Source organism: Flavobacterium sp. UBA4854, from assembly GCF_002399805.1.
Lineage (GTDB): Bacteria > Bacteroidota > Bacteroidia > Flavobacteriales > Flavobacteriaceae > Flavobacterium > Flavobacterium ginsengisoli.
Genome location: NZ_DHEI01000077.1, coordinates 30807 through 53151, shown reverse-complemented (window position 1 = coordinate 53151; position 22345 = coordinate 30807). Strand labels below are relative to the sequence as shown.

Genomic DNA, 22345 nt, shown 5'->3' with positions numbered 1-22345 from the left:
AGACCATTTTTTTGCGTGAACAATAAAAGTCCTTCTTTCGTTTGGAAAATCTTTCTAACCTGCATTCCAACAAACTTCTCACCATTTTCAACAGGAATTAATGCACCCTTTTTTAGCTTTAATAATCCTTTTCCATTATCCGAGACATAAATTTCTCCTCCAACTTCGAAGAAATCATCAAAAGCACTTTTAGCGTCTATTATCTTGATTGCTTTGCTTTTATAAATAAAAATTCTTTCGTAAGAGAAAAAAATTATTTCGTTATTTCGAATAACAGTATGCAGCACATCACCAAAATTTCGAGCCGATTTCGGAAGTAATTTTACCAAAGAAGTATATTGATATTGTCCATTTGGAAGCTGAATGACAAAGCCAAAATCGCCTTGAGCACCAACGTAGATTTTATCGTTTTTATCTATCGCCATCGAACGCACCATACTTCTGTTTTCTGGCTGTGTGACAATTGCCCAACGAACACCATCAAATTGCATAATACCAAAATGATTGGCAAAAAACATCATGCCTTTAGAATCCTGCAAAACATCCCAATTTTCTGATGCCGCTTTATATGCTTTCGGACTATAATTGACTATAAAAGGAACTCCAATCTTTTTGATTTGGGAATTGATAATTGGAGAAAATAATAGGAATAGAAGTAAAATTCTAATTTTAAATTTCATCATTCTCTTTGAGTCTGTAGGTTAGTTTTGTGATTTTAAAAATCACAATCTTGAAAAATACTTCTTTGGGAAAAGTCATTTTCTAGACAAAAACATTCTTTTTTTTAAATGTACCAATAACAATTATTCATTATTATCAAACCAAAAAAGAGAATGTCGAAACTCAAATATATAAAATTTTATTTTAATGCAATAAATTACATTTTAACAAGAGAATTTGATAATTAGAGAATTTAGTAATTAAATACGTTCCGTAAGAACGTTTGATTGCGCACATACCATTATTCCGCAAAACAGATGTCCTTACAGGACACTTTGCAAATTCATAAATACTTTTTCTACTGACCCAATATTTCTAACGGAATAATTTATTTGTAAAAATAAATCGAATCAAAAATCTAAATTTTGTTTTCTGATTTTCAGCATTATGTACAGAATTACACCCATTCTGTATTTTCAATTATAATTAGATTTGTACTTTTATATTCTTATCAACTCTAATTTCGAAAATATTAAAACCAAGAATTTTGAAAAAACATTTTTTTATCATAGCCATTCTGACAGCCAATTTTACTGCTTTTTCTCAGAATAAAATCATAACTGTTACCAACAATTTAAAAGTTGACAGAGAGTTTGAAACCATTGAATTAACTAAAAAATCTCTTGGATTACCTGCAAATGTCAAACTCGAAGATTATGCAATAAAAAATGGCAATACCTTTTTAGAAACACAAACCGTAGATAATGATGGAGACGGAAATGCAGATTTGCTTTTATTTCAGCCCAAAATTAAAGCTTCTTCAAAACAGGATTTTGAGGTTTTGATTGGAACAAATCCTTCGGCTTCAAAAGTAATGAGCTGTTATTCTCGATTTGTTCCAGAACGCACCGACGATTATGCTTGGGAAAACAATAAAGTAGCTTTTAGAACTTACGGACCTGTGGCGCAAAAAATGGTCGAAGATAATATTCCAGGCGGAACGTTAACCAGCGGAATCGATGCTTGGCTAAAAAGAGTCGATTATCCTATCATTAATAAATGGTACGAAAAAACAACAACCGGAACTGGAACATACCATAAAGATACTGGCGAAGGTCTGGATAATTTTCAAGTTGGAGACAGCCGCGGCGTGGGCGGAATTGCGGTTAATGTTGATGGAAAATATTATTTCTCCAAGAATTTTATTAGCTGGAAAACGATTACAACTGGTCCAATTAGAACAAGTTTTATTTTGACTTATGCTGATTGGGATGCCAAAGGAAATAAAATAACTGAATCGAAATTAATTAGTTTAGATTACGGAAGTCAGCTTTCTCGTTTTGAAATCAATATTACTGGAACAAAAACTATTGCAGCCGGTTTAACGCTTCATGACAAAAAAGGAACAATTGGCACCAATTTAAAAGAAGGCTGGTTAAGTTATTGGGAACCAATTGATGATTCTGAAATTGGTATGGGTTTAGTAGCGCCAAAAGGTTCGTTAATTAGTTTTGATAATCATGTTACTGACGAAAAAGAATTAAGCAACTTGTACGGAAATATTTCAGTAAAAAACAACAAAGCTATTTATTATGTTGGTTTTGGATGGAAAAAAGGAAGTCCGTTTCAAACTAAACAAGAATGGGAAAAGTATTTGAGTTCTTTTGCAGAGAAAATTAATAATCCTTTGATTGTGAAGGTTAAAAAGTGATTTTTTTTTGCCGCTAAGGCTCTAAGACTCAAAGTTTTTTTAACATAGCCCGTGGTTTTAACCACGGGAAACGAATTGTTATGATACATTGTGTTCCCGTGGTTGAAACCACGAGCAATGTTTAAATTGCGTTTTGTCATTTCGAGGAACGAGAAATCGCACTAGAAACTCTACAAAGATTGGCTTTACTAGACGGAATTCTTTGTGTGATTTATTTCATCAGTTCACTAACGCCCGAGTCTCGTTCATCGAAATCACAAAACTATATTCAAAATTTATTTATATCTATCAAATCTGCGAGAAAATATATTTATCTTCTAACAGGAAAATAATTCTCCTTCAAAATAATCTCCAACGGAATATAATGCGTCTTTTCTGTTTCTTCTTGAAGAACCAGCTTTTTATACAAATAATTAATTCCCATATAACCTTGATCTTCGGGTCTTTGGTTGATTAAAAAGTCTATCACGCCTTTATTTAAATATTCGATGTTTTCTTTTAGTAAATCAAAACCAATAATTCGAACACCTTTTATATTGTTTTTTTCTAAAAACTCAGCGACAATATAAGCTCTAGAATTTGGTACAAAAACACTGTTTACGCCAGAAAACATTTCCAAATTCAACTGATTTATTCCTGAATCTTTTAAGGCAAATTCAGAAAACTTGAAATTGGTTAATTCGTCATGATCTTCAAAATACGAATAAAAACCTTTTATGCGTTGCTGATACACAGAAGTGCTTTCGATTTCTCTAGTAATCTTAAAAATTAGAACTTGTCTTTCATTTTTTACAGCAAAACTGATTAATCTTCCAGCTAAATATCCACTCTGAAAAGCATCTTGACCGACATATGCATGTTCGTTTTCTTCAGAAATATTCGAATCGATCATTACAATCGGAATATTTTTCTTTTCATATTCCTTTAAAAACTCAACAGAATCTTTGTAGAAAATCGGTGCAAATAAAAGTCCATCACAATCAAATTCTAGTACTCTCTGAGCAGATTCTTTGAACGATACTAGATTATAATCATAAAAAAAATAATCCAAAACAATCCCGAATTTGCTAAATTCCAAAGCAGCTTTTTCTATTCCATCGACCTGACTTTTCCAATACTCCAAAGTTTCTGATTTTGGAAGGAAAACAGCAAAATGAAACTTTTTGTTTAAAGCCAGATTACTTGCCAAAATATTTCGGGTATATCCAAATTCTTCAATTATTGCATTTACCTTATCAACGGTTTCCTGCGCCACTTGCCCACGTTTATGTATAATCCTGTCGACAGTTCCGGCAGAAACATTAGCTAGTTCGGCAATTTTTTTTATTGTTATGATATTGATTCTTTTTAAGTTAAAAAAATAAAAGCAGTTCGGTAAAATTAATTTATTTTATCAAAAATAAGTTGTTTTACATCACATTTTGCATACATTTGTAAAATACCGTGTACGCACACGCAAATATACACATAACATCAAAAAACAAAAATAAAACGACTAAAATGATACTAGATTCATTACATAATGCTCAGAAATACTATGGTTTACATCCAAATTTCAAGAAAGCATTTGATTATGTAAATCAAAATGACATTGCCAATCTTGAAGAAGGTGCTTTTGAAATTGGCGAAGGTTTAAAACTAATTGTAATTGTCGGACAAGGAAATACAAAAGAAGAAGCAGTTAAAGGTTTTGAATGTCATGATAAAAACATCGATATCCAGATTTCGATTAAAGGACCAGAAACTTTTGCATGGAAACCAAGAGAAAAATGTGTGAATCCGAATGGTGAATATAGTGACGAAAGAGATGTTCGATTTTTTCATGATGCACCAGATACCTTTTTTGAAATGCAGGAAAAACAATTTGCAATCTTGTTTCCAGAAGATGTTCATACTGCAATGATTGGCGAAGGAACGTTGAAAAAGATTGTTATTAAAGTAAAAATATAGCTTATGAGTACAATTCAGAATTCTATTGATGTCATTATCAAACAAGGAATGCTTCCGTTGTATTTCAATGCCGACGAAAATAAAAGCATTTCTGTTTTAAGAACGTTATATAATATCGGGATTAGAGCAGTTGAATATACAAGCCGAGGCCCAGAAGCGCTTTCAAACTTCAAAAAAATGGTTGAAGTAAGAAATGCTGAAATGCCAGAAATGCTTCTTGGAATTGGTACGATCAAAAATTTAGTGCAAGCAGAAACTTATTATTTAACTGGTGCCGATTTTTTTATAAGTCCAGGATTTGTTCCTGAAGTCGCTTCATTTTTAATTCCTAAAGATGTTCTCTATGCTCCAGGCTGTATGACTCCAACTGAAATTATTGCTGCTGAAAATGCCGGTGTAAAATTCATTAAACTTTTCCCTGGAAATATCTTAGGATCAGATTTTATGAGCGGTATTAAGGACATTTTTCCAGGTTTAATTTTCATGCCTACAGGTGGTGTTGACACCACAAGACAAAGTATTGAAACTTGGTTTAATGCTGGAGTTTCTGCAGTTGGAATGGGAAGCAAATTAATCAGTAAAGAAGTAATGCAATTTGATGCTTACGAAACAATCGAAAAAGAAACGAAGAGGCTTTTAGATTTGATTACAACGATTAGAGGTTAAGAAGTCAAAAAAAATAATCAATTATAAAAATTACATGAATTCAATATTCAACTTAGAAGGAAAAATTGCACTGATTACGGGAGGTGCCGGAGTTTTAGGAAGCAATTTTGCAAATGTATTGGCAAAACAAGGCGTTATTGTCGGAATCGTTTCTCAGTCACTTGAAAAAGCTGAAAGCACTGTAAAAGCTATCGAAGCAAATGGCGGAAAAGGTTTTGCGGTTCAGGCCAATGTTTTAAATAAAGAAGAATTAGAAAAAATTAAAGATTTTATCGTTGAAAAATACGGACGTCTTGATATCTTGATTAATGCCGCTGGCGGAAATATGCCAGGTGCAACGATTCAGCCAGATCAAGCTATTTATGATATGAAAAGCGATGATCTGCAAAAAGTGATCGATTTGAATATTATTGGAACTATGCTTCCTTCTCAGGTTTTTGCTGCACTTTTTGCAAAACAAAAATCAGGAAACATTATCAATATTTCTTCTGCATCGGCACAAAGACCTTTAACAAGAGTAGTTGGTTATTCGGCTTCAAAAGCAGCAATTGATAATTTTACACAATGGATGGCGGTTGAATTGGCTCAAAAATACGGCGAAGGAATTCGTGTAAATGCAATTTCTCCAGGATTTTTTATTGGAGAACAAAATCGCGCTTTATTACTTACTCCAGAAGGGAAACTAACGCCAAGAGGCGAAAAAATCATTGATCATACCCCAATGGGAAGATTTGGAACTCCGGAAGATATTGACGGCGCGCTTTTATTTTTATGCAGCGACATGTCAAAATTCGTAACAGGAATTACATTAAAAGTCGACGGCGGATTTGCTGCAACGAGTATTTAAAATATCAACCTCTCCTGCTAGGTTTTTAAAACCTTACAGGAAATAAAAAAATATAAAAACATGGAACAAACATTAAGATGGTTCGGACCAAATGATCCTGTTTCTTTACAAGATATCAAACAAACTGGAGCAACTGGAATTGTAACGGCTTTACACCATATTCCGAACGGGCAAGTTTGGAGCATTGATGAAATTATTAAACGAAAAGTTGAAATTGAGCACGAAAACGGAGATCCCAAAAAAGGCGCTTCTGGATTAACTTGGTCGGTTGTAGAAAGTATTCCTGTTCATGAAGACATTAAAAAACAAACTGGAAATTACCTGCAATACATTGAAAATTATAAAGAAAGCATTCGCAATTTAGCTTTATGCGGTATTAAATGTGTTTGTTATAATTTCATGCCTGTTTTAGACTGGTCGAGAACAGATTTGTCTTATACGGTTGAAGACGGTTCAAAAGCTTTGCGTTTTGACATCAACGCTTTTGCGGCTTTTGAATTGCATATTTTAAAAAGACCAGGAGCAGAAAATGAATATTCTGAAGAACAAAAACAAAAAGCAAAAAGCTATTTTGAAGCCATGACTTCAGAAGACAAAGTTAAATTGCAGCAGAATATTCTAGCGGGACTTCCTGGTGCCGAAGAAGCTTATTCTGTTGAAGATTTCTTGGTTACTTTAAGTGCTTATAATCATATTGACAGACAAGCTTTAAAGAATAATCTTTTTCACTTTTTAAAAGAAATTATTCCAGTTGCAGAAAGCAAAGGTGTTGTAATGGCAATTCACCCAGACGATCCTCCTTATCCAATTTTAGGTTTACCGAGAGTCGTAAGTACAGAAGAAGATTTGATCGAATTAATGAACGCTGCTCCTTCTCCATCAAACGGATTTACCATGTGTACAGGTTCTTATGGGGTTCGTGCTGATAATGATTTACCTGGAATTGTAAGACGTCATGGCGATAAAATGAATTTCATTCATTTAAGAAGCACGCAACGCGACGAAGAAGGAAGTTTCTACGAAGCAAATCATCTAGAAGGCGACGTTGACATGTACGAAGTTGTAAAAGCAATTCTGGAAGTTGAAAAAAGAAATAATAGTCAATTGCCAATGCGTCCAGATCACGGACATCAAATGTTGGATGATTTAAAGAAAAAAACAAATCCGGGATATTCTGCAATTGGCCGTTTAAGAGGCTTGGCAGAATTGCGAGGACTTGAATTAGGGATCAAACGATCTTTATAATTTGTTTGCCACGAAGGCACTAAGGCGCGAGGTTTTTTTTATATTTCACGCAGATTTAAAAAGATTTAGGCAGATGAACGCAGATAATTTATACATAATAAAATCTGCTATAATCAGCCAAATCTGCGTAAAAAAAATCTTTTTAATCCTTTTAATCTGTGGCTAAAAAAACTTAGCGCCTTAGCGGCAAAACAAAAAAAACTAACTAACCACAAACAACCACAAAACCATGATTCGCCAAACCATTCTTATATCCTGCGGTCTTTTCATGAACACTTTACTGGCGCAGGAATTACCTAAAATCATTACATCAAAAACCAACTATCTTCCTGATTTTAGTTATGCAGGATATCATTTCGGCGAAAGCCAAATTCCTGAAACTAATGGAAAAGTCATTAATGCTACTGATTTTGGTGTAAAAGCAAATGATAATCTAGACGATTCAAAAGCACTCTTAAAAGCTTTTAAAGCGGCAAATGCCGTTGAAGGAAATGTAATTCTGCAATTGCCCGCCGGACGAATTATTCTAAGCGATATTTTGTATATCGAAAGAAGCAATTTTGTACTTCGAGGTGCAGGTTCAAACGAAAACGGAACTGAGATTTACTGCCCAAGACCAATGATGTATCTTAAAGATTCTGAAGTTTTGGCTGAACTTCGCGAATACTTAACCACTTTTGATAAAAGACAACGTGAACCAGAAAATAATATTGATTTACCTTTTTCTCAATACGCTTGGTCTGGAGGATTTATTTGGACACAGGTTCCGGGCGAGCGTGTAAAGTCGTATTTGGATAAATACGAACCAGAGTCTAATCCGTTGGCGAAAGTCAATTCGGGAAAAATGGGCGAACATGTTATTACGGTTTCTGACGTAAAAGGTTTAAAAGTTGGTGATGTTGTCGAATTGCAATTGTTTAATAAAGATGGCGAAAACGGCGAAATCATCAAAGATTTATATCAAGGCGCTAAAGTAAAACCCGGATCGCATCATTGGAAATTTCCTAAACTTCCCATTGTAAGACAGCAGGTTGAAATTGCTAAAATTTCTGGTTCTAAAATTACTTTAAAAACACCTTTAACTATTTCAATAAAAACAAGTTATCAGGCGCAATTAGTAGAATGGAAACATTTAAATGAAGTTGGAATCGAACATCTTCGTTTTTCGTTTCCTGATATTCCGAGAGTCGCGCATCACGTAGAGCCTGGTAATAACGGGATTTTCTTAACTCGTCTTTTTAATAGTTGGGTTAAAGACGTCAAAATCACCAATGCAGACAGCGGAATTTTAGCCGAAGAAGTTTCTAATGTAACCATTCAAGATGTTACAACCGACGGACCCCATTTGGCTCATTATACGGTAACTTTAGGCGGCGTTCATAATATTTTGGTTAAAGATCTAAAAATCTATAATTCTGCCGTTCATCCTTTAAGTTTCAACACTTTTGCGACTAAAAATGTGTATCAGAATTGTGAAATTTTTACAGATCCTGTTTTAGATCAGCATTCTGGGGCAAATCATCAAAATCTATTTGACAATATTACGGTTCATTTAAAAGCCGATAAAAACAATAGTTACGCTTTATTTGGCGGTGGTGGAGCCGATTACTGGAAACCTTCACACGGGCCTTTCAGTACGTTTTGGAATCTGAATGTTCAAGTCGAAAATCCAGATCCATCGAAACCTGTTTTATTGTACGGAATGAAAGACGGCGCTTTAGCCAGAATTATTGGTGTTCACGGGAATACGACATTTGAAATCAAATATGACATTGATCCATATATTGAATTTTTGAACACACCAATTGAAAAAATTCCGTCATTATATGACTATCAACTGCAAAAACGATTAAAATAGGTTAAAATATTTGCCACAGATTTCACGGATTAAAAGGATTTTTTTATCCACAAATTCACGATTTTCTTTGAATTTAATTTTTTAATAATTCGTGAATTCGTGGCTAATCTTAACACAAAGAAATTAATCCTTTTAATCCGTGAAATCTGTGGCAAAAAACTTCACCATAATACAAGTGCTATGAAATACAAAATAGTCTTTCTGGTTTTACTTTTTATTTCAGGAAACCTGTTTTCCCAAAATAAATACCGTCTTAAAAATTTCTCTACGACCGATGGGCTTTCGCAGAGTTCTGTGATTGCTATTCATCAGGATAAATTTGGGCAGATGTGGTTTGGAACCCGCGATGGTTTAAACAAATATGATGGAAGCCGATTTACCATTTTCAGAAATGATACTGCCGATAAATATTCTATCAGCAACAATGATATTTTAGCGATTGAAGAAGACAATTCAGGAAAAATCTGGGTCGGAACTTACAATGGATTAAACTGTTATGATCCTGTTTCGAATCGTTTCACGAGATATCTTCATACTAAAGCCAATCATACCATTAGCAATAATGCCGTTTGGAGCATGAGAGAAATTGGCGGAGAAATGTGGTTTGGAACTTCAAAAGGATTAACGATTTACAATAAAAAAACAGGATTGTTTTCTTCTGTTTTTCATTCAGATGATGATGCTTCTACCCTTCCGAGCAATAATATTTTGAACATTTTAAAAACCAAAAAAGGTGAAATTTGGATTGGAACAACGAAAGGACTGTGTCAATTGACAAGTAGAAAAAATGGCAAATTAACTTTCAAAAATTATCCTTTAAATTCTACTGATTTATTAAACGTACAATCGGTAATTGAAGACAAAGATGGCAGTTTATGGATTGGAACAAAAAATAAAGGTCTTCTAAAATTCGATCAAAAAGAAAAAGCTTTTGTTTCGTTTTTACCAACAGACAAATATCGAGAAATTAATAGCGACATTCGCTCTTTACTAATTGACAGTCAAGGTTCTTTATGGATTGGAGCTTATGACGGAATTTATATTTTAGGTCAAGATAAGAGTCTTCAAAAAATCAACAATACCAATAACAGCAACGGAATCGACAAAGTAAAGTCGGTTTTTATGGATAAAAAAGGTTCTATTTGGATTGGCTGTTATTATAAAGGAGTAAATCTTTGGGATGTTTCAAATGTCAATTTCTCTAATTACAATCAGAATTCAAAAAAGATTCCGATGAGTTTTGATGTGGTGAGTTCGATTATTGCAGACAAAAACGGGAACATTTATTTTGGAACTGAAGGTGGGGGAATCACGATTTACAATAAAAATACCGAAACTGTAAGTTACATTAATAGCAAAACCGGACAAACTCATAAAAATGATATCAAAGCCATGTGTTTGGCAGACGATAATATTTTATGGATTGGAACTTTTTCTAAAGGATTATCAGCTTACAATACCATTTCTAAAAAGATTGAAGATAACAGAATTGCAACAGATCTGACAGATTTATTAAAAGAAAGCGGCGTTTATTCGCTTAAAGCTGAAAACAAAATCTTATGGATTGGAACTTTTGGCAAAGGTTTAATTCGTTATAATACATTAGATAGAACCTTTCAAATTATTGGAAATGATACTTCTAAACCTGTTTTTCTAACTAATAATATGGTTCGCAGTATTTTAATCGACAAACAAAATTCAATCTGGCTTGGAACACAAAATGGTTTAAATCGCATTTCACTTCGAAATTTTGATCCGAAGAAATACCAGATACAGCATTTTTTTTATGATCATTCGGCTTTGTCGGGCGACGATATTTTGACTTTGTTTGAAGATTCTCAAAACAAAATTTGGGTGGGAACAAAAGCCAAAGGACTTCATGTTTTTGATGGAAAAAAATTCACTAGAATTAATCTTAGAATTGGAAATACGGTCATTACTTCTATTCATTCGATTTTAGAAGATGACGACAAAAACTTATGGATCAGTACCAATCAAGGAATTATAAAGTACAATACAATAAAAAAAGCAATTGTCATTTACGATCAGAAAGATGGTTTGGCGAGTAATGAATTCAACGATAATTCGGCTTTAAAATTAGGATCTAATCAGTTTTATTTTGGAAGTCCGTCGGGTGCAACCTTTTTCGATGCCACAAAAATTTCCTTGAATAATTACGCGCCACAGGTTTTAATTACCGATTTGAAAATTAAAAACGAAACGGTAAATGCGCATGACAAAGACGGAATTTTAGACCAAAGCATTGGTTTTACCAAAAACATTACTTTGGATTATGACAAGGCTAATTTTTCTATCAGTTTTGCGATTCCAAATTACATTCGATCCAAAAACAATCAATACAGTTATCGTTTGGTTGGTTTGGAAAACAACTGGACAACGACCAAAAACAGCGAGGCCAATTTTGCGATTCAGAATCCAGGAACTTATACTTTTGAAGTTCGTGGCGCTAACAACGACGGCGTTTGGAACCAAACTCCAACAACTTTAACGGTTATTGTAAATCCTGCTCCGTGGCGCAGTATTTGGGCATTTTTATTGTACGGAATCGTAATTGGTTTGGGTTTGTACGGTTTGATTTGGATTATGAAATCGAAAGCCAGACTGAAACAAAAATTGGAACTGGAATATCTAGAAACACAGCGAATTGAAGAAAACAATAAATTAAAACTAGATTTCTTTACCAATATTTCGCATGAATTTAGAACACCTTTAACTTTGATTTTAGGTCCTTTACAACAAATTCTAGCCGATTATAATGGTACTAATGAAATGTACAAAAAGCTTTTGGTTATTGAAGGAAGTGCAAATCATCTTCTAAGTTTGATTAATCGTTTAATGGATTTTAGAAAACTGGAAAATCATCAAGTTACGCTAGAATCTGCAAACGGAAACATTGTAAAATTTACCAAAGAAATCTTTTTATCGTTTATTGAATATGCCAAAGACGGCGGCTACGATTACACATTTGAAACTGAAAACGAAGAAATTCTAGTCTATTTTGACCGTTATAAACTCGAACGCGTATTTTATAATTTAATTTCGAATGCTTTTAGATATACTCCAAAAGGCGGTTCTATCAAAGTTACAATCAATCACGATCAGCAGAATCTTTTTATTGCGGTCGAAGATTCGGGCGTAGGAATTGCTGAAGAACATATTGATAAGATTTTCGACTTGTTTTTTGAAATTCCAATGCACAATCAAGTTCAGAAAAACTACAATAAAGGAACTGGAATTGGACTTTCGATTGTAAAAAACATTGTCGAATTGCATAAAGGAAAAATCGATGTTATGAACAAAACCACAGGTGGCGTTATTTTTAAAGTGACTTTACCGCTTGGTCGCGAACATCTTTTAGACAGCGAAATTATTTCTGATTTTAAAATCAGTGACGATATTGAACAATATTCCGCTCAATTAGAAACTTCAGAAATTATTGAAAATGAAGACATCGAAGATTTAATTGTAAACGAAGAAAAGCAAACAATTCTAATTGTTGAAGATCATAAAGTATTGAGAAAGTTCATGAAAAATCTTCTCAAAAAAGACTACAACATTATTGAAGCCGAAAATGGTAAAATCGCTTTTGAAAAAGCTTTAAAATTTGTTCCGAATTTGATTATCAGCGATGTCATTATGCCTGAAATGGTTGGAACTGAGCTTTGTTCGAAAATCAAAGAAAACATAAAAACAAGCCACATTCCAGTCATTCTGCTGACTTCTAGGTCTTCATTGGTTTACAAATTTGAAGGATTAGAAAGCGGCGCAGATGATTACATTAGTAAACCTTTCAATTTAATGGAATTCAGGCTTCGCGTTAAAAATCTTTTGAATACAACTGAACGTTTACGAATCAAATTTTCAAGCGAAGACAGTTTTATTCCATCAGAAATAACGGTTTCTTCTCTGGATGAAGAACTTCTGAAAAAAGCATTCAAAATTGTGGAAGAAAACATTTCAAACGAACAATTTGATATTCCGTTTTTCTGTTCAGAATTGGGTGTCAGCCGAACGATGCTATTTTTAAAAATCAAAGCTTGGACCAATTGCACGCCAAATGAATTCATTCACGAAATCAGATTAAAACGTGCATCTCAATTATTAGAACAAAACAAATTAACCGTTTCAGAAATCAGTTATAAAGTCGGTTTCAACAATCCGAAATACTTTAGCAAATGCTTTCAGAAAAAGTACGGCGAGACTCCATCTCAATACGCCGACAAATTTTACAAATCTTATACGATTAAATTGTAAAATGTGAGATGTGAAATGTGAATTGTTTAAGGTAACCAATCCTTTCACTTTTCACTTTTCACTTTTCACTTTTCACTTTTCACTTTTCACAACTCACAACTCACATTTCGCATCTTACTTAAATAATCCTCGTTTTTAAAGGCTTCAAAAAGGGTATCTGTATTTTTAGATACCCTTTTTTGTATTTCTATTTCTTTTTTGGCTTCTACATTTGCGATATGAAAATCAAAAAAACAAGCTTCCTTTTACTCCAAATTTTGTTTGTCATTATCATAATCGGAATGAGTTTATTGCTTTTCTACTTTATCTAACTTATTAACCTTAAAACCAAAAAATGAATGTTTACAAACCACAAAAACAAATCGTTTAAATGGTGTTTACTGGTATCTTTTTTACTGGTAAATATCGTGATGCACGCACAGGAACGAAAAGTAACTGGAAAAATTACTTCCAGCGAAGATTTGCTTGGGCTTCCTGGTGCCAATGTCTATATTAAAAATTCCTCTGTTGGCGCTTCTGCCGATATGGACGGAAATTATACTGTAATTGTAGGAGAGAAAAATGCTGTTTTAGTTTTTAATTTCGTCGGATTTCAAACTATTGAAGTCCCTGTTGGAACCAAAAATGTTATCAATGTAAGTTTAAAACCAGATACAAAAGCCCTTGACGAGGTTATTGTTGTTGGTTATGGTACACGTAAAAAGAGCGATATTACAGGATCTGTATCTTCTGTAACGGCAAAAGAGTTGACAGCTTATCCTGTTTTAAATGCAGAACAAGCTTTACAAGGCCGTGCTGCGGGTGTTTCGGTAATGTCTAATAATGGTGGCGAACCTGGAGCTCCAACAAAAATCAGAGTTCGTGGAGGAACTTCAATCAATGCAAGTGGAGACGCTTTAATTGTTGTTGATGGATTTGCAGGTGTTTCTATGCCAGCACCTCAAGATATTGCTTCTATCGAAGTTTTAAAAGATGCTTCAGCAACAGCAATTTATGGATCTCGAGGATCTAATGGAGTTATCATGGTAACAACCAAAAAAGGAAAAGCAGGAAAACCTGTAATTGAGTTTAGCAACTCGACTTCTATTCAATCTGTAAACAACAAATTGCATTTATTGAACGCTGATCAGTTTGCAGCTTACAGGAAAAGTTTTACTACGCATACGCAAGGTCCTGCAAATACAGATTGGCAAGATGTTATTTATCGCGAAGGAATGATTTCGAACACGCAATTATCTTTCTCAGGCGGATCTGATAATGTGAGATATTATGTTTCGGGAACTTATTTCAACCAAAATGGAGTTGTAATTAATTCTGGAATTGATAAATATACTATTGTGGCTAATCTTGAAGCCGATTTATCTCCAAAATTTAAAGTGGGCTTAAACACGTTTACAAGCAAACAGAACAAAGAAGGAATTGTAAGCCAGACAGGTGCTGGAGGAACTGGTGCTGCGGGTGTAATTGCTTCTGCTTACCGTTTTATGCCAGATAAAGGAATTTACAATGCAGACGGAACTTACACGACTACTGCTCCAATTGGAGACGATATCGACAATCCGTACGCAACTGCAATGGAAAATATTTTAGAAACTGTTTCTATCGTAAACCGAAGCAATTTCTTCGCTCAATATCAAATTACTAAAGATCTTGATTTTAAAACTACTTTAGGTTTAACCGATAATAATTCGCAAACAGGAAGATTTATTCCTTCTACTTTAATTGCTGGAAAAAATATCAAGGGAGAAGCTTCTGTAAACAACACGAGATTTTCTTCTTTCTTGACAGAGAATTATCTGACTTTCAAACGTGAAATTATCGACAAAGGAATACTAACGGTTCTTGGAGGATATTCATACCAAAAAAATAAAAACGAAAATTCGTATGCCGCTTCAAGAGGATTTTTGACAAATACGAATTCGTATAGAAACTTAGGCGCTGGAACTGTTTTCTTAAAACCTGATTCTGGTTTATCTGAAACAGAATTGATTTCTGCTTTCGGAAGGTTGAATTTTGATTATGCCGACAAATATTTACTAACCTTTACCGCAAGACGAGATGGTTCTTCTAGCTTTAGTAAAAACTACAAGTACGGAACTTTTCCTTCTGGAGCAATTGGATGGAACATTAGTAAAGAAAACTTTCTGAAAGACAATAAAACGGTTTCCAATTTAAAATTAAGAGCAAGTTACGGAGCTACAGGAAACCCATCGATTGGTGCTTACTCTACTCTTTCTAGATTCTCTGAAATTTATTATGTGAGCGGCGATGTAATTACAAATGCAGTTCAGTTAACTTCTTTGGATAATCCGAACTTGAAATGGGAAACTTCATATCAGCAGGATTACGGAATTGATTTAGGTTTATTTGATAACCGAATCAGCATTACAGCAGATTATTATAAAACAATCACTAAAGATTTGTTATTCAACAGACCGCTACCAGGAGTTTCAGGAATTGCTTCTCAGCTTCAAAACGTAGGAGAATTAGAAAATAAAGGATGGGAATTAGGAATTAATACTAGAAACTTTATTGGTGCAGATTTTACTTGGTCTACAAACTTTAATATTTCTTCGAATAAAAATAAAGTGTTGAAATTAGCAGACAACAAAGATCTTTTAATCAATTCTGCGCCAGGGCACTTCTTAGCAACTGAATCTCAAATTTTAAGAGTTGGACAACCTGTTGGTTCTTTCTTCGGATTTGTTTATGATGGTGTAATTCAGCAAGGAGAAGCAGTTCTGCCAGGAAACTTTGAAACTGTTGCAGGTGGTGAAAAATTTAGAGATGTAAATGGCGACGGAAAGTTAGATTCTCAGGATAAAACAATTATCGGAAATCCAAATCCAGATTTCATCTTCGGATTCAACAACGATTTTACATACAAAAATCTTGATTTAAATATCTTCTTCCAAGGTTCGCAAGGAGGTCAAATCTTAAACTATACTTTAATGGAATTGGCTTCTGGAAACAATAATGCTACAACTGAAGTTTTAGATGCTTGGACACCAACTCATACGGATACAAATGTTCCTGCAAATGCCGCTAGAACAAAAAGAATTACTTCAAGATTTGTTTATGATGGAAGTTATATCCGTTTGAAAAACATTTCTATTGGATATAGTTTAGATGAAAAAGTAGTTTCAAAAATGGGATTAAGCAAAGTTCGTTTTTACATCAGTGCACAAAACATTTGGACGATTACCAATTATCCAGGAACAGATCCTGAAACAAATTACTTAAACGACTCTAACTCTAGAAGTAATACTTATTTAGGATTGGATTACGGAGGGTATCCAAACGTAAGAACGTTTACAGCAGGATTCAATTTAAAATTTTAATCTAATACAACTATGAAAAAATATATAGCTCTTCTTTGCTTTGGAACACTTGCTTTTTTTAGCTGTTCTGATCTAGAAGAAAAACCAGTAGGAATTATTCGTCCAGAAAACTTTTTCAATAATACAGACGATTTACAGGCTGCTGTAAATGGAGCTTTCGCTAATATTGCACACAACAATTATTGGGGAAGAGAATTTACAATTGCCCTTATGCTCCGTGATGATATGGCCGATATTGGCGATAGAACAACTCAAGCAGCACGTATCGATGTGAATGACATGTCTATGAACGATACAAACGCGCTTGTTGCAAATTTTTGGCCACAATCTTATGTGATTATTACAGCTGCCAATCAGGCTATTGCAGGTGCTAAAAAAACACCTGGAGATCCAGCAAAAGTTAACGCTATTGTGGCTCAGGCTTATTTTGCAAGAGCTTTTGCTTATTATCATTTGGTTCGTCTTTTTGGAGATATTCCATACGTAGATTTTGTTGTCAATGATGTATCGCAAGTAAATTCTTTAAGTAAAACAAAAGAAGCAGATGTTTATCCAAAAATCATTGCCGATTTAGAGTTTGCAAAACAGTGGCTAGATGATAAACCAAAAGTAAAAGCCGTTCCCGGAAAAGGTACCGCTGCAGGATATTTAGCTTCTGTTTACTTGACTTTAGGAAATTTCCAAAAAGCGTATGACGAAGCTAAATTTGTAATTACAAACGAAGCAAAATTTGGTTTAGGTTTAGATGCCGATTTTCAGGATTTATTCAACGCTACAAAAACGGCTTCATTAAAAGAGCCCCTTTTTACAATTGATTTTAATAACTTAACATCAGGAAATTACGGTCAAGATTATACGGCGTTTTTTACAGGATCTTTAAAAGATGACAGTTACAGCTACGGACAAGGTTTTTCGGTTGCAGTTCCATCTTTAAAAGTATTCAACACTTGGGATCAGAGAGATTATAGAAGAGCCGTAAGTTTTGATACGATCATCAGAAAGAAAACTGGCCCAGGCGGATCATTGCAAGTTTATCCTTCAAGTGATAATGAGAAAGCGCCTCGTCCGCATATTGCAAAGTATTTCCGTTTTCCTGGAAAAGCTGGTGCAAACGGAAGAACTTCGCAGCACAATTACATCACAATGCGTTTTGCTGAAGTTTTATTGACTGCTGCTGAAGCCTTAAACGAAATTAATCCAGGAACAACAGAAGCTGATGGTTATGTAAACCGAGTTCGTGCCAGAGCAAGAAACAAAGCAGGGAAATTGGTTTCTTTTCCAGCAAATGTAACTCCAGGACTTTCTCAAACCGATTTTAGAAAAATGGTTATTGACGAAAGAAGATTAGAATTGGCTTTTGAATATATAAGATGGTATGATATAAAAAGATTAAAAATCGGACCAGAAGTATTTGGGCCAAATGGTTTAGAACCACATGCTAATTTTGATCCAAACCGAGATTATTTATGGCCATTGCCTGGAACAGAATTAGCTATTAATCCGAATTTAAAACCAAATAATCCTGGTTATTAATTTTAACTAATTATTGAACGCAGATAAAACGGATTCGCTATCGCGAAAACGCAGATTGAAACGGATTTTTTAATCACATCGTGTATAATTAGGTTTCACGCAGATTTAAAAAGATTTAAGCTGATTAAAATTGATTTTTTTTAAATCTGCTTTATCTGCCAAAATCTTTTTAAATCTGCGTGAAATAAAAAAAATCCATGCAAAATCAGCTCCCGATAACTATCAGGGCCGCAATAACGAATCCGTTTCATCCGTGTCTAAAAATCAAGATTACAAAATATTTACTATGAAGAATGTCAGTTTCATTTCTTTAATTCTTGGGTTTGCATCGCTGGTAACAGCATGCAAATCTGGGATTAATTCTCAAACAAAAACTACTTCAGCAACGACAGAAAAACTGGATACGCGTTACAAAATGCTATTAGATTATCCGGTCGATTCAATGTCAATGCCAAGAAGTATGAATACCAAAACGCTTGAAATTCGTAAAGTCCCGTCTAGAGATTGGACAAGTGGTTTTTTTGCTGGAAATCTCTGGCAATTGTACCGATTAACAGGCGATTCAAAATACAAAGAACAAGCTCAAAAATGGACTCCTTTCAGCAAAAAGGAAAGTGTCAATAGTAATTCGCATGATGTAGGTTTTAAAGTGTTTTGCAGTTTTGGAGAAGCGCTGAAAGTGGAAAACAAAAAAGAATACGAAGCGGTAATTGTAAAAGGCGCAGAAACTTTATGCACAAGATTTAATCCAAAAGTGGGGTCGATTCGTTCGTGGGATTTCAACAAAGAAATCTGGGATTATCCTGTAATCATCGATAATATGATGAATTTAGAATTGCTTTTTGAAGCGTCTAAAATATCAGGAAATCCAAAATACCGCGATGTTGCCATTCAACATGCCAACACAACTTTAAAAAATCAGTTTAGAGAAGATAACAGCTGTTATCACGTTATCGATTATAACCCAACAACAGGCGAAGTTAGAAAGAAAACAACGCTTCAAGGTTACAATGACGATTCGGTTTGGGCGCGCGGTCAAGCTTGGGCGGTTTACGGATTTACTATGTCTTACCGCTATACAAAAGATCCTGCTTATTTAAAACAGGCCGAAGCGACTGCAAAGTTTTTTATGACCAATAAAAACCTCCCAGAAGACGGAATTCCGTATTGGGATTTTAAAGATCCAAGTATTCCTAATGCTCCTCGTGATGTTTCTGCAGCAATGGTTATGGCATCAGGATTATACGAATTGTATACTTATACCAAAAATAAAAGTTATTTGGTTTTCGCCGATAAAGTAATGGCTTCAGTACAAACGGATAAATATATTTTGGATACTCAAATTAAGGCGCCTTTCTTATTTGATCACAGCACCGGAAACTGGCCAAAACACGACGAAATTGACGAACCAATAATCTACGCCGATTATTATTTCTTGGAAGCATTAATAAAGAGGCAAAGTCTCAAAGGTTCAAAGTAACAAAGGTTTTGAATCTTTGAACCCTTGAGCCAAAAAAACCTTTGACCCTTTGTAACTATGAACCTTTGTAACTATGAATAAACCGAATAAAACTTTTTCAATTTTTGCGCTTTTTGTTTTGTTTCAAATTTGTCTGGGCAGTTTTGCTCAGACAAAGAGAAACATTAATGACAATTGGCTTTATTTAGAAAATCATACTCCAAACCTCAACGAAGCACAAAAAGCTTCCAATTGGGTTTCTCTAAATTTACCTCATACTTGGAATGCTGAAGATGCAACCGATTTAATGCCCGGTTACCGACGCGATGCAAGTTGGTATCAAAAGAAACTCAACATCTCTAAAATCGATCAAAATCAGGTTTATTCCTTGTATTTTGAAGGATCAAACGTAACGACTAAAGTCTATGTAAACGGCAAAGAAGCGGGTTCTCATATTGGCGGCTATATTGGTTTTTCTATCGATGTTACGAAATTAATTAAAGAAGGAAACAACGATATTTTTGTTCGCGTAGATAATAGTTACGATATCGAAGTTATTCCGTCTCAAAAAAGCGATTTTTTTATTTATGGAGGCATCACGCGCGATGTTTGGCTGGTTTCGAAATATAAAAATCATATCGAAAATATAAAAATTACCACTCCTGAAGTTTCTGCTAAAAAGGCTTCAGTGCAAATTGTTTCTTCTTTTGTAAATCCTGATAATTCAAAAGATTTATCATTGACAGATAACTTTAAAAAATCCGAAAGGGAAAAAAATAGCTAGTAAAACAGTTTTGGTTTCAGATAAAACTTCGACTATCACTTTCGAAAACATCAAAAATCCAGAACTTTGGGATACTGAAAAACCAAATTTATACAGACTCTCTGCTGTTTTATCAGAAAAAAATCAAATTAAAGACAGTGTTTCAGAGAAAGTAGGTTTTAGATGGTTTGAGTTTAAAGATCATGGGCCTTTTTACCTTAACGGAAAACGTCTGCTAATTCGCGGAACGCATCGTCATGAAGAACAAGCTGGAGTTGGTGCTGCAATGACAAACGAACAACATTGGACAGATATGAAATCGATAAAAGAAATGGGAGCCAATTTTGTACGTTTAGCACATTATCCGCAAGATCCAGAAGTTTATAAAGCTTGCGACGAATTAGGTTTACTGGTTTGGGATGAATTGCCTTGGTGCCGTGGCGGAATTGGAAATGATGCTTGGAAAACTAACACCAAAAATATGTTGTCGGAAATCATCAATCAGAATTATAATCACCCAAGTATTATTATCTGGTCTTTAGGAAATGAAATTAACTGGCTTCCTGATTTTCCTGACGGAGATAATGCAGAAAAAACAAATGCGTTTTTAACCGAATTAAATGATATCTGCACACCAACTAGATCCAACAAGAAAAACGGCTATTAGAAAATATTATGAAGGTTCGCATATTGTAGATGTATTCTCTCCTTCGATTTGGTCTGGCTGGTATTCTGGAAGCTACAAAAGCTATCAGAAAGCAATTGATGTTTACAAAAAAGAATACAAGCATTTTATTCATGCCGAATATGGCGGAGACAGCCATGTTGGTCGTCATAGCGAAAATCCTGTAACAGGAGAAAATATCATAAAAGCTGAAGGTTGGGAAGAAGCCATTGTTCAGACAAAAGTGGCAAACATTGCTCAAATTGGCGATTGGAGCGAAAATTATATAGTTGATTTGTTTGACTGGCATTTGCATATATCCGAGAATGATCCAACGTTTGTGGGAAATGTTCAATGGGCATTTAAGGATTTTGCAACGCCGTTACGCCCAGAAGATGATATTCCGTATATGAATCAAAAAGGACTTACAGATAGAAACGGAATTCCGAAAGATGCGTATTACGTTTTTAAAAGTTATTGGGCAAAAGAACCTTTTGCTTACATAGAATCACATACTTGGACAGAACGTCAAGGTCCTGAAAATACGCCGCGAACAATTAGCGTTTTCAGCAACTGCGATAAGGTAACTTTGTCTCATAATGGAAAATCATTAGGAGAAAAACAGCGAAATCTTGCTCTTTATCCTGCAAATGGTTTAACTTGGGATGTCAATTTTACAAAAGGCGAAAATGTTTTAATTGCTATTGGAAAAACAAAAGATGGAAAAACAGTTTCTGATACATTAAAAGTGAATTATCGTTTCAATAAAAATGATACGGCAGTTTCTTTGCAATTGTCATCAGAAAAACTAAAAAACGGAAATTATTTGGTAACTGCAATCGCTATTGACAATAATAATTTACGTTGTTTGGATTATGAAGCGAGTGTTTATTTTCAATGCTTAAAAGGAGGAAAAACATTAAAAAATCAAGGAACGCCAACTGGAAGCGAATCCATCAGAATGGCAAATGGAAAAGCATCTATCGAAGTAATTCCAGATGGTTCTGGCAATCCGATCGAAATGACAGCATTGAATCAGAGCTTTAAAGGCGAATATTTGAAGATTCCGGTTGAATAAAGAGATTCTAAGTTGCTAAGCTACTAAGATTCTAAGTTTTTTTGTTTCACGCAGATTTTACAGATTTAGCAGATTTAATTTTGATCTGCTTAAATCTTTTTAAATCTGTGTGAAACAAAATCATTTTAATCCTTATAATCTGTGGCTATAAATAAAGTATTCATTCCAAAAAAATACAATTACAAAACAAATTAATACAAAAAATGAAAAAACTATTAACCGCACTACTCCTAACCTCTTCCGTTTTGGCGTCTGCGCAAAATCTAATCTCGAATGTACCAAACCGAAATACCAC

At 34.2% G+C, this 22345-nt stretch carries 14 protein-coding genes and 1 pseudogene; 13 read left to right on the top strand and 2 right to left on the bottom strand.

Annotation, left to right across the window (positions count from 1 at the left end; all coding sequences use genetic code 11):
• Nucleotides 1-683: pseudogene (locus B3J44_RS10885) on the bottom strand (ABC transporter substrate-binding protein); the annotation flags it as partial.
• Nucleotides 684-1207: 524 nt separating this feature from the next.
• On the opposite strand from B3J44_RS10885, the gene B3J44_RS10880 reads away from it, so the two are divergent.
• The gene (locus tag B3J44_RS10880; RefSeq protein WP_286968467.1) at nt 1208-2371 is read left to right on the top strand and encodes a DUF4861 family protein; all 1164 of its coding nucleotides are present in this window, start codon (nt 1208-1210) and stop codon (nt 2369-2371) included.
• Between the two features lie 310 nt (nt 2372-2681).
• Here B3J44_RS10880 and B3J44_RS10875 read toward each other — a convergent pair whose 3' ends face one another.
• Nucleotides 2682-3689: a LacI family DNA-binding transcriptional regulator gene (locus tag B3J44_RS10875; RefSeq protein ID WP_286968470.1), complete on the bottom strand. Its 1008-nt coding sequence runs from the start codon at nt 3687-3689 to the stop codon at nt 2682-2684.
• Nucleotides 3690-3871: 182 nt separating this feature from the next.
• Between B3J44_RS10875 and B3J44_RS10870 the strand changes: the two genes are divergently transcribed.
• The 12 genes from B3J44_RS10870 to B3J44_RS10815 all read left to right on the top strand — a co-directional run bounded on the left by B3J44_RS10870 (nt 3872) and on the right by B3J44_RS10815 (nt 22050).
• Nucleotides 3872-4321 carry a YhcH/YjgK/YiaL family protein gene (locus tag B3J44_RS10870; protein WP_198857436.1) on the top strand — a complete coding sequence of 150 codons (450 nt, stop codon included), beginning with the start codon at nt 3872-3874 and terminating at the stop codon, nt 4319-4321.
• 3 nt (nt 4322-4324) lie between these two features.
• Nucleotides 4325-4987, top strand: a complete 663-nt coding sequence (locus tag B3J44_RS10865; RefSeq protein WP_286968466.1) for a bifunctional 4-hydroxy-2-oxoglutarate aldolase/2-dehydro-3-deoxy-phosphogluconate aldolase — start codon at nt 4325-4327, stop codon at nt 4985-4987.
• A 34-nt stretch (nt 4988-5021) separates the two neighbouring features.
• On the top strand, nt 5022-5834 hold the full coding sequence (locus tag B3J44_RS10860; protein ID WP_286968464.1) for an SDR family oxidoreductase: 813 nt from the start codon (nt 5022-5024) through the stop codon (nt 5832-5834).
• Between the two features lie 60 nt (nt 5835-5894).
• Complete coding sequence (gene uxuA / locus B3J44_RS10855; RefSeq protein WP_198857439.1) at nt 5895-7079, top strand: mannonate dehydratase; 1185 nt, start codon at nt 5895-5897, stop codon at nt 7077-7079.
• Between the two features lie 229 nt (nt 7080-7308).
• Nucleotides 7309-8937 carry a hypothetical protein gene (locus tag B3J44_RS10850; protein ID WP_286968462.1) on the top strand — a complete coding sequence of 543 codons (1629 nt, stop codon included), beginning with the start codon at nt 7309-7311 and terminating at the stop codon, nt 8935-8937.
• A 180-nt stretch (nt 8938-9117) separates the two neighbouring features.
• Nucleotides 9118-13212, top strand: coding sequence for a two-component regulator propeller domain-containing protein (locus B3J44_RS10845; protein ID WP_286968460.1), 4095 nt, complete (start codon nt 9118-9120; stop codon nt 13210-13212).
• A gap of 338 nt (nt 13213-13550) precedes the next feature.
• Nucleotides 13551-16553 carry a SusC/RagA family TonB-linked outer membrane protein gene (locus B3J44_RS10840; RefSeq protein WP_286968458.1) on the top strand — a complete coding sequence of 1001 codons (3003 nt, stop codon included), beginning with the start codon at nt 13551-13553 and terminating at the stop codon, nt 16551-16553.
• Nucleotides 16554-16565: 12 nt separating this feature from the next.
• A complete protein-coding gene (locus B3J44_RS10835) occupies nt 16566-18086 on the top strand; it encodes a RagB/SusD family nutrient uptake outer membrane protein (protein ID WP_286968457.1) in 1521 nt (506 codons plus the stop codon).
• A 286-nt stretch (nt 18087-18372) separates the two neighbouring features.
• Nucleotides 18373-19566: a glycoside hydrolase family 88 protein gene (locus tag B3J44_RS10830; RefSeq protein ID WP_286968455.1), complete on the top strand. Its 1194-nt coding sequence runs from the start codon at nt 18373-18375 to the stop codon at nt 19564-19566.
• A 73-nt stretch (nt 19567-19639) separates the two neighbouring features.
• Nucleotides 19640-20329 carry a sugar-binding domain-containing protein gene (locus tag B3J44_RS10825; RefSeq protein WP_286968453.1) on the top strand — a complete coding sequence of 230 codons (690 nt, stop codon included), beginning with the start codon at nt 19640-19642 and terminating at the stop codon, nt 20327-20329.
• A 10-nt stretch (nt 20330-20339) separates the two neighbouring features.
• The gene (locus B3J44_RS10820) at nt 20340-20975 is read left to right on the top strand and encodes a glycoside hydrolase family 2 protein (RefSeq protein WP_286968451.1); all 636 of its coding nucleotides are present in this window, start codon (nt 20340-20342) and stop codon (nt 20973-20975) included.
• Nucleotides 20929-22050, top strand: a complete 1122-nt coding sequence (locus B3J44_RS10815) for a DUF4982 domain-containing protein (RefSeq protein WP_286968450.1) — start codon at nt 20929-20931, stop codon at nt 22048-22050. The genes B3J44_RS10820 and B3J44_RS10815 overlap by 47 nt, the downstream gene beginning before the upstream one ends.
• Nucleotides 22051-22345 lie beyond the last annotated feature (295 nt).

Excerpts from the sequence above, each read along its gene's own strand:
- B3J44_RS10865 (WP_286968466.1), top strand. The coding sequence starts at position 4,325 with ATGAGTACAATTCAGAATTCTATTGATGTCATTATCAAACAAGGAATG.
- B3J44_RS10815 (WP_286968450.1), top strand. The coding sequence starts at position 20,929 with ATGATATCTGCACACCAACTAGATCCAACAAGAAAAACGGCTATTAGA.
- B3J44_RS10840 (WP_286968458.1), top strand. The coding sequence starts at position 13,551 with ATGTTTACAAACCACAAAAACAAATCGTTTAAATGGTGTTTACTGGTA.
- uxuA (WP_198857439.1), top strand. The coding sequence starts at position 5,895 with ATGGAACAAACATTAAGATGGTTCGGACCAAATGATCCTGTTTCTTTA.
- B3J44_RS10830 (WP_286968455.1), top strand. The coding sequence starts at position 18,373 with ATGAAGAATGTCAGTTTCATTTCTTTAATTCTTGGGTTTGCATCGCTG.
- B3J44_RS10860 (WP_286968464.1), top strand. The coding sequence starts at position 5,022 with ATGAATTCAATATTCAACTTAGAAGGAAAAATTGCACTGATTACGGGA.
- B3J44_RS10850 (WP_286968462.1), top strand. The coding sequence starts at position 7,309 with ATGATTCGCCAAACCATTCTTATATCCTGCGGTCTTTTCATGAACACT.
- B3J44_RS10825 (WP_286968453.1), top strand. The coding sequence starts at position 19,640 with ATGAATAAACCGAATAAAACTTTTTCAATTTTTGCGCTTTTTGTTTTG.
- B3J44_RS10835 (WP_286968457.1), top strand. The coding sequence starts at position 16,566 with ATGAAAAAATATATAGCTCTTCTTTGCTTTGGAACACTTGCTTTTTTT.
- B3J44_RS10870 (WP_198857436.1), top strand. The coding sequence starts at position 3,872 with ATGATACTAGATTCATTACATAATGCTCAGAAATACTATGGTTTACAT.
- B3J44_RS10845 (WP_286968460.1), top strand. The coding sequence starts at position 9,118 with ATGAAATACAAAATAGTCTTTCTGGTTTTACTTTTTATTTCAGGAAAC.